This window comes from Pedobacter borealis DSM 19626 (assembly GCF_000708285.2).
GTDB lineage: Bacteria > Bacteroidota > Bacteroidia > Sphingobacteriales > Sphingobacteriaceae > Pedobacter > Pedobacter borealis.
Genome location: NZ_JAUG01000098.1, coordinates 1 through 12,989, shown reverse-complemented (window position 1 = coordinate 12,989; position 12,989 = coordinate 1). Strand labels below are relative to the sequence as shown.

General features: G+C 37.4%; 13 protein-coding genes. 11 read left to right on the top strand and 2 right to left on the bottom strand.

From position 1 onward, the window contains the following. Positions 1-577: 577 nt before the first annotated feature. The gene (locus AW17_RS25195) at positions 578-709 is read right to left on the bottom strand and encodes a hypothetical protein (RefSeq protein ID WP_280740054.1); all 132 of its coding nucleotides are present in this window, start codon (positions 707-709) and stop codon (positions 578-580) included. A 73-nt stretch (positions 710-782) separates the two neighbouring features. Between AW17_RS25195 and AW17_RS19990 the strand changes: the two genes are divergently transcribed. The 5 genes from AW17_RS19990 to AW17_RS19970 all read left to right on the top strand — a co-directional run bounded on the left by AW17_RS19990 (position 783) and on the right by AW17_RS19970 (position 4,201). After that, positions 783-2,447 carry a beta-N-acetylhexosaminidase gene (locus AW17_RS19990; RefSeq protein ID WP_029279368.1) on the top strand — a complete coding sequence of 555 codons (1,665 nt, stop codon included), beginning with the start codon at positions 783-785 and terminating at the stop codon, positions 2,445-2,447. Between the two features lie 64 nt (positions 2,448-2,511). Beyond that, the gene (locus tag AW17_RS19985) at positions 2,512-2,691 is read left to right on the top strand and encodes a hypothetical protein (RefSeq protein ID WP_029279366.1); all 180 of its coding nucleotides are present in this window, start codon (positions 2,512-2,514) and stop codon (positions 2,689-2,691) included. Positions 2,692-2,701: 10 nt separating this feature from the next. Further along, positions 2,702-3,178, top strand: coding sequence for an RNA polymerase sigma factor (locus AW17_RS19980; RefSeq protein WP_029279364.1), 477 nt, complete (start codon positions 2,702-2,704; stop codon positions 3,176-3,178). Position 3,179: 1 nt separating this feature from the next. Continuing rightward, complete coding sequence (locus tag AW17_RS19975; RefSeq protein ID WP_029279362.1) at positions 3,180-3,779, top strand: hypothetical protein; 600 nt, start codon at positions 3,180-3,182, stop codon at positions 3,777-3,779. 215 nt (positions 3,780-3,994) lie between these two features. Beyond that, positions 3,995-4,201: a hypothetical protein gene (locus AW17_RS19970; protein ID WP_029279360.1), complete on the top strand. Its 207-nt coding sequence runs from the start codon at positions 3,995-3,997 to the stop codon at positions 4,199-4,201. Here AW17_RS19970 and AW17_RS19965 read toward each other — a convergent pair. Then, complete coding sequence (locus AW17_RS19965) at positions 4,198-4,599, bottom strand: thiol-disulfide oxidoreductase DCC family protein (RefSeq protein ID WP_029279358.1); 402 nt, start codon at positions 4,597-4,599, stop codon at positions 4,198-4,200. The genes AW17_RS19970 and AW17_RS19965 overlap by 4 nt on opposite strands. A 365-nt stretch (positions 4,600-4,964) precedes the next feature. Between AW17_RS19965 and pyrR the strand changes: the two genes are divergently transcribed. The 6 genes from pyrR (at position 4,965) to AW17_RS19935 (ending at position 12,855) form a co-directional block, all read left to right on the top strand. Further along, positions 4,965-5,513: a bifunctional pyr operon transcriptional regulator/uracil phosphoribosyltransferase PyrR gene (gene pyrR / locus AW17_RS19960; RefSeq protein ID WP_029279357.1), complete on the top strand. Its 549-nt coding sequence runs from the start codon at positions 4,965-4,967 to the stop codon at positions 5,511-5,513. Positions 5,514-5,515: 2 nt separating this feature from the next. Next, complete coding sequence (locus AW17_RS19955; protein WP_029279355.1) at positions 5,516-6,445, top strand: aspartate carbamoyltransferase catalytic subunit; 930 nt, start codon at positions 5,516-5,518, stop codon at positions 6,443-6,445. Between the two features lie 517 nt (positions 6,446-6,962). After that, on the top strand, positions 6,963-9,986 hold the full coding sequence (locus tag AW17_RS19950; RefSeq protein ID WP_029279353.1) for a tetratricopeptide repeat protein: 3,024 nt from the start codon (positions 6,963-6,965) through the stop codon (positions 9,984-9,986). A 4-nt stretch (positions 9,987-9,990) separates the two neighbouring features. Next, positions 9,991-11,688, top strand: coding sequence for a porin family protein (locus AW17_RS19945; protein ID WP_029279351.1), 1,698 nt, complete (start codon positions 9,991-9,993; stop codon positions 11,686-11,688). A gap of 222 nt (positions 11,689-11,910) precedes the next feature. Further along, positions 11,911-12,618: a DUF2071 domain-containing protein gene (locus AW17_RS19940; protein WP_029279349.1), complete on the top strand. Its 708-nt coding sequence runs from the start codon at positions 11,911-11,913 to the stop codon at positions 12,616-12,618. 27 nt (positions 12,619-12,645) lie between these two features. Next, a complete protein-coding gene (locus AW17_RS19935) occupies positions 12,646-12,855 on the top strand; it encodes a hypothetical protein (protein ID WP_029279347.1) in 210 nt (69 codons plus the stop codon). Positions 12,856-12,989: the final 134 nt, after the last annotated feature.

Here is a 12,989-nt window from a genome sequence, read left to right as displayed (position 1 = left end):
AAGCAATCTTATTAATACAATTGAGCAAGACTTGAGCTTATATTTTCTTAAATGCCTACATGGTAAATAACAATTTGAAAACGAAAGCAACCGCTCATCGGTATTATAGCCACGGAAACACGGAGTGCACGGACTTTCTCCCATCAATCGTCATTGCGAGGCAGGGATTGAGCGAGCCGAAGCAATCTTATTAATACAATTGAGCAAGACTTGAGCTTATATTTTCTCAAATGCCTTATATGGTAAATAATAATTAGAAAACCAAAGCAACTGCTCATCGGTATTATAGCCACGCAAACACGGAGTGCACGGACTTTCTCCCATCAATCGTCATTGCGAGGCAGGGATTGAGCGAGCCGAAGCAATCTTATTAATACAATTGAGCAAGACTTGAGCTTATATTTTCTCAAATGCCTTATATGGTAAATAATAATTAGAAAACCAAAGCAACTGCTCATCGGTATTATAGCCACGCAAACACGGAGTGCACGGATTTCCTTGATGAATCGTCATTGCGAGAAGGCTTTTTCAGCCGACGAAGCAATCTCATTAATGCAATTAAAAACACGACAAGAGCTTATATTTTCTCAAATGCCTTATATGGTAAATAATAATTAGAAAACCAAAGCAACTGCTCATCGGCAACTCCTGCCCCGCTATACTTTCTACCGTGAAAAACGGCATTCATCCTATCGGGTTTATGTAACATAAGTTTTCGTTCTACCAAACCTTCCCTTTCATCCGTCTATAATTATTACTTTTGAAAAGGAAAATCCCTTATAATGAAGAAATTTATCTTTTTGTTTTTATCAATTATTTCGTTTAAACTTTCTGCACAGGAAGTAAACATAATCCCACAACCTGTAAGTATTAAAACAGGAAAAAACACGGAAAAATTTATCATTGATCAACACACAGAAATTATTTCAAATGATTCTTTATCAAATTCAGCTTTATTTCTGCAAAATTATATTCAACAATATTATAATATAAAGCTTCGAATTAATCCTAATTCAACGAACAAAAAAAACGTAATCAAATTAGAAATAATTAGTCGGTTATTAAAAAACTTAAACGAATACGAGCTTATAAGCAACAACTATCAGATAATAGTTTATGCATGTTCAGAAAATGGACTTTTTTACGGTATTCAAACATTAATTCAGTTGATACCTGAGACAAAATCTCAATTATTACAAATCCCGGCTGTTTCTATTATAGATTATCCCCGCTTCGATTATCGAGGCATGCACCTCGATGTAAGTCGCCATTTTTTTGATGTTGCTTTTGTAAAACAGTACATCGATTATCTAGCGCTTCATAAAATGAATTATTTTCATTGGCATTTAACTGATGACCATGGCTGGCGGATCGAAATCAAAAAATATCCTAAGCTTACGGAAATTGGTGCATGGAGAAATGGTAGCATTATTGGTTTATGGCCCGGACAAGGAAACGAGCACATAAAATATCAGGTATTGCCAGCAGACGTAAAAATTACGCCAAAAGATGCCGTTATTAAAACCGATGGTATCCGTCACGGTGGTTATTACACGCAAGAACAGATTAAAGATGTGGTTGATTATGCTGCTAAACGTTACATTACCATTATTCCTGAAATTGAAATGCCTGCACACAGCATGGCCTTATTGGCTGCTTACCCAGAGTTGGGAACAACGCCTGATAAAAAATATGAAGTTGCGCAAACCTGGGGAATGATGAACAAATACAACAATGTACTTCAAGCGTCTGACACAACTTTTAAGTTTCTGGAAAATGTATTAACTGAGGTAATGGCTTTGTTCCCCTCGCAATACATCCACATTGGTGGCGATGAAGCCTCTAAAGTATGGTGGAAACAATCTGCTGTTTCGCAACAGATTATGAAAGCCAATGGTTTGAAAAATGAAAGTGAGTTACAGAGTTATTTCATCCGCAGGATGGAAAAATTTGTAAACAGTAAAGGCAAAACCATTATCGGTTGGAACGAAATTTTACAGGGTGGTTTAGCCCCGAATGCAGTTGTAATGAGCTGGCAAGGCGAAAAAGGTGGTATAGATGCGGCAAAACAAAACCACAAAGCCATTATGACACCTGAAGATAAGATGTATTTCAATCATGGTCAGTTTGTAAAAGAAGATAGCTTGGCTGCAAATAAGTTTTCGCCCTTAATTGATGTTTACAATTATGAACCCGTACCGGCTGAATTAAGTGCCGAGCAGGCTAAATACATTTGGGGCGCACAGGGCTGTTTATGGAGTGAGTACATTACCAATCCGGCAAAAGTACAATACCTGCTTTTTCCAAGATTAGATGCCTTGAGCGAAATTTTATGGAGTCCGAAAGAAAAACGGAATTATCCAGATTTTCAAAAAAGGCTAAAAACACAGTTTAAACGCTACGATTTAATGGGGATTACTTATTCTAAAAGGTACTTAGAAAATTAATTTTCGATTGCTGTAATTTTTCCGTACTCCTACATATTAACTGTTCAAATCAATTAAATTAGCAATGGAAAATAACAACTCAAAATTAGGTATCGCTGCATTTTTAAGTATTGTCGCGAATACCACAGGCGTTCAAGGCTATACCAAGTATTTCTTATTAACGGTGGCTGCAATTTCGTTAATCCTCGGAATTTACCAGTACCAGAAAGCATTCAAGTCGAATCAATTATCGAAAAGCAGGTAGGCAATAGCATATGATTGAAAAATCTTATCTCGACAAACTGGAAGTACATAAAGGCATTATCTATAAAATGGTAAACCTTTATGCAGATGATGAAGAGGACCGCAAAGATTTGTATCAAGAAATCGTTTTTCAAAGCTGGAGTGCTTATGGCAGATTTAAAGGCGATGCTAAGTTTTCTACCTGGCTGTACAAGCTCAGTTTAAATGTTTCACTTTCTTTTTTGAGCAGGCAAAAAAAGCACAACCGCACAAAGGAACAAAGTGCTTTCGACCACTTTTTTGAGCCGCCCGAATTATCAGAACGCGCCGATTGGCTTTACCGTTGCATAAAACAATTAACCGAAATAGACCGAAGTATAATCATGCTCCATCTGGATGGTTTCGACAATACCGAAATAAGCGAGATGATAGGCCTATCAAGAAACCACGCCAACGTAAAACTGCACCGGATTAAACAACAATTAACCACCCTCCTAACCCGAAAATAATATGGACCTGGAACAAGAATGGAAAAACCTGAGCGTAGAGTTTAACTCAGAAGTGGAGAAGACCGCCATTGCCAATATTACCATAGATGAAAAATCGCACAGCCTTTTACAGGATTTATTATTTAAGCTGAAATGGAAATTAAGATGGATCAGGATTATCGACATACCCACTTTAACAATGGCGTTTTTTGTAAAAGGCGATTTAAAATACCTCTTGGTCTTTTCATTTATCACCTATGAAATTTTTAGGGCTATGGGCTTAAATAACTTCAAAAAAATCAAGACCAGCGTAGACTATAACACCAATACAAAACAGGTTTTGATCAACAATCTAACGGCCATTAAGCGGATATTAAGAGGGGAAATCATTTACAGCTACATTTTTATCCCGCTGGCAGGTCCGACCGGTCTACTGGCATATCGGTTATATGTACATCAAACCTTTGAGAAGGTATTCAGTTTACCACATTTTTTCATTCAGATGGTCTTGCTTATGCTAGTCGGCATACCGTTTATCTACATCGGGAAAAAGATGAACGACAGCGTATTCGCCAAGCCTTTAAAAGAACTTAACGAAAAGATAAACGGTTTAATGGATTAGCTGATTTGCCACCTGTGATTGATATGCACCCAGCGTAATCCCAACCATCTTTAAATGCCCTGATAACAGCAAAATATTCTCATTTATTTAGTTAAGGTTAAGTCAGTTTAAAGAAATCGGGCTGAATTTTTGGTTCCGCTAGGTCATGCTGAATTTAGTTCAGCATCCTTCTTGTTTTTAAAAATTTATGCAATCTTTGTACTAAAAATTAAACCATGCGTAAACTATTTGCCGTCCTTTCTACCATCATAACCTTATTTGCCATTAAAGAAACGGTGTATGTATTTACTTCTACTGAAGCAGACATGGTTAAGCAAAAAGCCATTATGATTGTAATTGCTTTAAGCATTACCATACCGTTAATCATTTTAACACTTTGGCTTTGGTCGCCGGGTAGAAAGAAAAATGATCAACAAAATTAAGCTATAAACTTACTTTTCAAATCGGGTGTTGGTACCCAACAACTCTCCTGCCTACCCCACCATCTGTAACGGTTTCTGGCAATAATATCATAAACCCAATCGCGGATAAATTTGGGAACAATGATAAATGCATAAAGAAGCGGAATTAATCCATTGAGTTTTCGGGCTACACGCAATGCCGCTGAAGATTTAGTATAGAGTTTTCCATCCTCCAGCAATAAAATGGTATTCAACTTTCCTAAATCAGCGTTAAATTGCGGTAGAATTTCTTTGGCGTAATCACCTTGTAGCGCAGTAAATCTAAACTGATCTTTTTTATCATGCGCAATAACAAACTGAACCGATGCATTGCAAAGATTACAAACACCATCGAAAAAGATTATTGGTTGCTGAATCATATGCTATAAAAATAAAGCTTTTTAATCCAATAAATATCTGAGGAATGTCTAATAAACATTAATTGATAAGTGGAGGCAGAAATATTTGATAAATATAACACATTGGTTTTGCCCCCGAATAATTGCAGAAACTGACCCGCTAAACCGGATGGAAACGGCAGCTCACGATTGAAAATCGGGACTAAGTGTACAGCCGGACCAACATTAAGATGAAAAACAGCTATTGCTTTCCAAAAAACATTGCAAAAAGAAAAACCGATTTTTAAATGTTGTAACAGAACAATTTAACTATCAAAAAATAAAACAATCGATCTTCAACTTTCTTACCTTAAAACATTTTTATATATTTGCCCAATCCTTCTTCAATGCAAAAGAAAACACTTCTTGACGGACAAAAAATTCAGATTACAATTAAGAGGCTCTGCCATCAATTAATTGAAAACCACGACGATTTCGCAAATACCGTTTTAATTGGCATCCAGCCAAGGGGTATTTTTCTGGCAGATCGCATTCATCAGGATCTTCAACAGATTCTAAAAAACAAGAAAATTTTAAAGGGAAACCTTGATATTACTTTCTTTAGAGATGATTTCCGCCGTAAAGACGGATTGGTTACCGCAAGCAGTAACTCGATCGATTTTATTATCGAAGGCAAAAAAGTAATCTTAATTGATGATGTACTTTGGACCGGTAGAACCATTAGAGCAGCGCTTGACGCCCTACTTGCCTATGGCCGCCCAGAGAAAGTTGAACTTTTGGTTTTAATAGACCGTAGGTTTAGCAGACACTTACCTATCGAGCCCGATTACATTGGGCATCAAGTAGATAGCTTAAACTCGCAACAGGTAAAAGTAACCTGGGCGAGCGAAGGAAGTGAAGATAAAGTGATTTTAATATCCGAAAATACTAAATAAAAATGGCAGCAGAAAAACTATCAACCCGACATCTTTTAGGCATTAAAGATATTAACCGGAATGATATTGAATTGATTTTCGAAACTGCAGATAATTTCAAGGAAGTGATTAACAGACCAATAAAAAAGGTTCCTTCACTCCGTGATATTACCATTGCCAATATCTTTTTCGAAAACTCTACCCGTACCAAACTTTCGTTCGAACTTGCTGAAAAAAGGCTTTCGGCCGATGTGGTCAATTTTGCCGCTTCCTCTTCATCGGTGAGCAAAGGTGAAACCCTGATCGATACCGTAAACAACATTTTATCGATGAAAGTGGATATGGTGGTGATGCGCCATCCTTATGCGGGTGCTGGTCAGTTTTTAAGCAAACACGTTAAAGCGCAGATTGTAAATGCCGGAGACGGTGCGCACGAACATCCAACACAAGCCTTACTTGATGCTTTCTCTATCCGCCAGAAATTGGGTGATGTAGCTGGCAAAAAAGTGGTAATTGTGGGCGATATCTTACACTCACGTGTAGCCATTTCGAACATCCTTTGCCTGCAGCGTTTAGGTGCCGAGGTAATGGTTTGTGGACCTACAACATTAATCCCTAAGCACATCCACCAACTTGGAGTAAAAGTTGAGCATAATTTAATTAAAGCCCTGAACTGGTGCGATGTAGCAAACATGCTCCGTATTCAATTAGAGCGCCAGGACATTAAATATTTCCCATCATTAAGGGAATACGCTATGATGTACGGCTTAAATAAACAGATCTTAGATAACCTCGATAAAGAAATCATTGTCATGCACCCTGGCCCGATAAACAGAGGTGTTGAAATTACCAGCGATGTGGCCGACAGTAAACAATCGATCATTTTAGAACAGGTAGAAAACGGAGTGGCAGTAAGAATGGCTGTGCTGTACTTGCTGGCAAGCCAGGGATAGGTTAGTTCAATCGTTCATTGGTCATTGGTTTATTAGTGCAGGTTACATAGACTAGCATTTTGCCGAAAGGACTAAGGCAGACAGTTCATTGTTGATAGCATAGACAATTAACCAATCTATACGATTAACCGATCTTAAACAATTAAGCAGTTAACCCTTCTACTCGATTTCGACAAAGATTGCCTGTAGTAGGCAGGCCTCGTTGGGAAAAAACCAACATACATTGACAAATGCAACGGTACCAATGAACTAATGACAATTGAACCAATGGGCCTTACCGGATGCGGTGGCACCAATGAACTATTGACGAATGAACCAGTGAACCTCTACCAGATGCGGCGGCACCAATGACAAATGAACGAATGACCAATGAACCGCCCTTTTTTCCACATTCGTTCACCCCTTAATACCAAACCAAAAATCCTATCGTTAATTTGTGTTATTAACAGATGTTAATTACTTCTGTTGATAAGCTTTGATACTATTTCTAATTTAGTACCAACCATATTTGAAACCAATGCAAAAAAAATACTTACTAATTCCGCTACTTTTAGCAGGAAGTTTTAGCACCTACGCTCAGGTTAGCGCAGTGCAAAACCTCAACAAAAACTATCAAACGGGCTTAGAATTATTAGACAAAGAAAAATACACCGCAGCTGCACAACAGTTTAAACTTGTTGAGCTGCAACGTTATAAACCTTCTACCCAAACGGAGAGTAATGCCGAATTATCTTTACTGAAAGAGAATGCAAAATTTTACGCTGCTGTTTGTGCACTAGAGTTAACCAATAGCGATGCTGAAAGTTTATTTCAGGCATTTATCCGCGATTATCCGTTAAACCCGAACACCAAACTGGCTTATTTCTATGTTGGAAAAACTTATTTCAACCAAAAAAACTATAAAAAAGCTTTAGAATGGTTCGAAAAAACAGATCCTTCTACGCTTTCAGGCAAACAAAGAAACGAATACCAGTTTAAACAAGGTTACGCTTATTTCGAACTTAAAGACTACGACAAAGCAGAACCTTTATTCGAAAAAGTTAAAAAAGAAGAAGGCGATTTTCAGGAAAGCGCCACCTATTACTTTGCTTACATCAATTACTTAAACAAAGAGTATAAAACGGCATTGGCCAACTTCGAAAAGTTAAAGGGCTCTCCTACTTATGAGGCGAGTTATCCATACTACATCACTTCGATGTATTACCTTGACGAGCGTTATGATGATGTAATCAGCTATGCTTTGGCAGCCATTCAAAAAACCAAACAACAGTTCGAACCAGAAATGTTGAGTTTGGTCGCAGCATCGTACTTTGCGAAATCTGAATTCAAAAATGCTGAAAAGTATTTCGCCGAATATTATGCAAAAGATAAAAGCGAAACTAAAAACAACCTCTTCATTTACCAATACGGGTACTCTTTGTTCCAGAATAAGAAATATAAAGAGTCTGTTGCTGTTTTAGAAAAACTAAATACCGATGATGTTTACCTTCAAAATGGTATGCATACTTTGGGTAAAGCCTTTATTCAATTGGGCGATAAGCCAAAAGCGCAGAGTGCTTTTTTCAGGGCATCGCGTTTAAGTTTTGACAAGGGTATACAGGAAGAAGCATGGTTAAATTATGCCAAATTAAGTTACGAACTAGAATTCCATCAGCAGGCGCTAGAGGCCACTCAGGGTTTTTTAAAAACTTTCCCGAAATCGCGTAAAATAAACGAAGCCAAAACTTTATTGGGTGAAGTTTTATTAACCACCAAAAACTATCAGGCGGCTGTAGATATTTTAGAACCTATTCCGGATAAAAACCTTGAAGCTAAAGAAGCTTACCAAAAAGTAACCTATTTCCGCGGGTTAGAATTTTATAACGAAAGAGCATTCCCGAATGCATTATCGATGTTTTTACGTTCTGAAAAGTTCCCTGAAGACAACGAGATCAATGCGCTAAACACTTACTGGAAAGCTGAATCGATGTACGAGCTGCGTAAGTTCGGCGAAGCAGTTACCACTTTCGAAAAATTCTTAAAAATGCCAGATGCCGATAAAACCGGCGTTTACAATTTTGCGAACTACGCTTTGGCCTATGCAGCTTTCGAAGATGAGAAATACAGCAAAGCAGCTACTTATTTCGAAAAATTCCTCGCGGGTAGTGATAAAGACCAAAAAACGATTGATGATGCCACCATCCGTTTAGCCGATTCATATTTCGTAAACAAAAACTATGGTGATGCAATGGCAAATTACAACAAGATCATCAGCCGCAAAACCACTTCAGAAGATTACGCCACTTTCCAGAAAGGAATGATCCAGGGATTGGAAACGCAGTATGATGCAAAAATTGCTACCATGCAGAGCCTGTTGAATACTTTTCCAAATTCTAATTACGCTGATGATGCTGGTTTCGAAACCGCTTATACGTATTTCAACAAGGGCGATTTTGATAAATCTAAATCAGACCTTGTAGCCCTGGTAGCTAAATATCCACGCAGCAGTTATGTAGCAAAAGCGTTGGTAACCATCGGTTTGGTTCAATACAACCAGGATCAGGACGATGCCGCTTTAGAATCGTTTAAAAAGGTAATCCGCGATTACCCTACTGCCGATGAAGCCAAACAGGCAATGGAATCGATCAAAAACATTTATGTAGATCGCGGCGATGCAAATGGTTTTATCGCTTACGCAGCAACTACCCCGCTTGGAAATTATTCGGGCTCGGAGCAAGACAATATCGTTTTTGCCGCAGCCAATAACACTTATTTAAAGGGCGATGCCAATGGCGCATTCCAGGCGGTAAATGCTTACTTTGATAAATTCCCTAAAGCGAACCATGAAAAAGAAGCTAAATTTATCAGGGCAGAATCGCTGGTGAAACTGGGCAGGCCTGATGAAGCCATTCCTGATTACGAATTTATCTTAAACGACTGGACGAGCGATTACACTGAACGTTCTTTGGTAAGTATATCAACATTGTTCTTAAATCAGAAGAAATACAACGAGGCCATTGTGTACCTGAAAAGATTAGAAACTACTACCGATTACAAGTCGCACTATAGTTTTGCCATCAACAATTTGTTAAAGGCTTACACCGCTTTAAACATGCCCGATGACATGTTGAAATATGCACAGCTGACTAAAGAATCGGAAAAAGCTTCTGAGGAAGAAAAAAACAGTTCGAGCTTATTCTCTGGTAAGGCTTACTTGTTAAAAGGCGATACCACCACAGCAATTAAGGAGTTTAAAAATGTAGTGGCCAAAACAAAAACAGTTGCTGCCGCAGAAGCAAAATATAATTTAGCTTTATTGGAATACAACAAGGGTGATTTCAAAACTTCATCTAAAACCTGTTTCGATCTGGTTAACAACATGGCTGCTTACGATTACTGGGTAGCAAAGGCGTTTATCCTTTTATCTGATAACTATGTGGCCCTGAAGGATAATTTACAGGCAAAAAGCACTCTTCTCAGTATAATTGATAACTACGAAGGCAAGGATGATATTATCCCTACAGCCAAAGAAAAACTAGAAAAACTAAACCAGAAGAAGTAGCATTATGAAATCGATTAAATATATATATAGTTCACTGTTTTTTTTAGCTGCTGGATTAATGACTGCACAGGCGCAGGATAAAAAAACGGAAGAAAAAGGGGTTGTAAACGAAGAGATTGAGGTAGTGCGCCCATATAAACCAATTTTGGCAGAGGCTGTAAAGCTGAGAAGAAGCCCAAATTTAGATGATGTTAAAACTTACAAGGCCAAATTGAACTACAGCATTTTGGACAGAAAGCTGGAGTTGAACAGCGATATCCAAAAGTTACAGGCACAAGCTTTGGCAGAAGAAAAAGAAAGCATATTGGTTAACAATTATGTAAAAGGTGCATTCGGGTCGTTGGCTACCCTTTTGGGCGAAGCTTATTTTAACACCGGTAAAGATGAAGGTTTACAGGTTGGTGGATACTTTAAACATTTTAGTCAGGAAGGAAAGCTGAACAAACAGAATAGCAGTAACCAACAGTTAAGCATTTTTGGTCGCAGTATTTTAGAGCAGAATACCGTTAGTGGCCGCATCAATTTTGAACGTAATGGCACCTACTTTTATGGTATAGATGATGCCAGACCTACGCTTAACCCTAACCCTGATAAACAGGCCTTAACCACCATTGAACTGGAAGGTGAGCTGGTAAAAAACTTTACAGAGGATGAAGATGCTTTTAGTTATGCTTTAAAAGCCAATGGTTATATCTGGAATGATAAATTCAGCGCAAAAGAAAACTACCTGAGCTTAAACGGTTATGTAAACAAACGTATTAACTCGTTAAACTTAGGTTTGGCCGCATCAACCGAATTTGGTAACAGCAAAGATGCTTTAACCAGCGTTGGCAATAACCTGTTGCGCTTAAATCCGTATATCCGTTTACAGGTTAAAGGCGCTAAAATTACAGCGGGTATTAATTTTGTACAAGAATTTGGCGCTGTTAGCAGCTCTAGAATATTCCCTGCCATAACCGCCGATTTCACTTTAATTCCAGATTACTTGCAGGTTTTTGGAGAAGTTAAAGGTGATGTAAACAGAAACTCGCTAAAAGGCTTTACCGATGAAAACCCTTGGTTAAACAGCAATATTGTAGTTAGAAACACGGTTGAAAAGTTAAGTTTCAGTGCTGGTATTAAAGGTACTGGTGGGCCAGGTTTTGGTTACAAAGCGCGTGTATATGTAAAACAGTTTGACGATATGCCTTTGTTCATCAACAACTTTACTGATTTTAACAAATTTGATGTGATATACGATTTCGGTAAAACGAAATTAACAGGTTTAGAAGGTGAAATTTCTGTTCAGGTAAGCGATGCCTTAAAATGGACAGGTAAATTAAACCTCGATGATTGGAAGCCCGCAGCAGAGACTTACTCTTGGTTTAAACCAGGTTTAAAAGTAAGCTCGAACTTGGTTTATACCTACAATAAAAAACTAAGCTTTAACGCTGGTGTGGTGATTCAGGATGATATAAAAGCAAAAGTAAACATTGCTAACCCAGTTAAGCCTGCTCAGTATCTAATTCCAAATCCATTGATAGAGGAAATTAAAACGGTTAAAGGTTATGTAGATTTAGGTCTTGGTGCTGATTACCGCATCAACAAAAAATTCTCTGTTTTTGCTAAAGCAAACAATATCTTAAATACAAACTACAGCAAATATTTGTACTACCAGGTAAACGGATTTAATATTTTCGGAGGATTAACGTATTCGTTTTAAGCGATAAAATCGTAAAATTCATTTTTAGTATTTTATACGCCTTTAAGTTCAACTTAAAGGCGTATTTTGTTTGTAAGCTTAGAGGCGGCCGATCATCAGCAAAACAATTTTAAGGTAATTATTTCCAGAAAGAATTATTAATACCTATTCTCTTAATTGAACAACATTATTTTATTGTGATTTCGACTATATTTACTTTAGTTAGCGTAAAATCAAAACGGAATGAGAATCCCAACAATACATGGATATATTGACAGAAGAATCTTAATTAACTTCACAGCCGACCCAAAGATTGTGAAAGAGCTGATTCCCTTTCCTTTTAGACCAAAAGTTTATATGGAAAAGGCCATTGTTGGAATATGCTTAATCAGACTAAAAAATATAAAACCAAAGGGGTTACCAAACTTTATGGGTGTAAATTCTGAAAATGGTGCTCATCGAATTGCAGTTGAATGGGATGAGGACGGTGTAACAAAATCAGGAGTTTATATACCACGTCGGGATACCTCGCTAAAATTAAATGCGCTCGTTGGTGGACGAATATTTCCAGGCAAACACTTTCATGCAAAATTCAACATAGAAGAAGAAAACGGAAATTACCAAATTAGGTTTAAGAGCTCAGACAATACCGAGACATTAATTGATGCTATTGAGACTCCTTTGTTTAACAATAAATCAATTTTTAAAACACTAGCAAATGCATCTGACTTTTTTGAAAACGGCGACCTTGGATATTCACCAAATAAAGACAAATTTGATGGTTTGAGATTAAAAGCATACCATTGGAAAGTTAGACCACTTGAGGTTTTGAAAGTAAAATCAAGTTTTTTTGAAAACGAAGATCTTTTCCCCCCAGGGTCGGTGACTTTTGACAATGCGCTGCTTATGACAAATGTTGAGCATGAATGGAAAAGCGAAACAAACAAATAACTATAAAACATTATAGGTCTAATAAGAATGAAGCAAATATTCATAACGATCTTAAGCATTTTCACCCTGAACTCTTACGGTCAGGACAAAAACAATTATACTCATTTCAATAAATTGACAGAAGTTGAAGGAACTGATTATGTAATTGCAAGTGTTGAAAATTGGGGAAAAATACCTGATGCGAAAAATAAATACCTGCTGTTTATTAATAACCTGAGTTCGATAATTATTTGCTGAAAATTATATCTTATTTACGCCTAATCCCGCTTTATCGTCCTGCTGAATTTATTTCAGCATCTTTTTAGCGTGAAAGACCCTGAAATAAATTCAGGGTGACGACCGTCTTAACAGAAAACTTGATTAAAACGCCA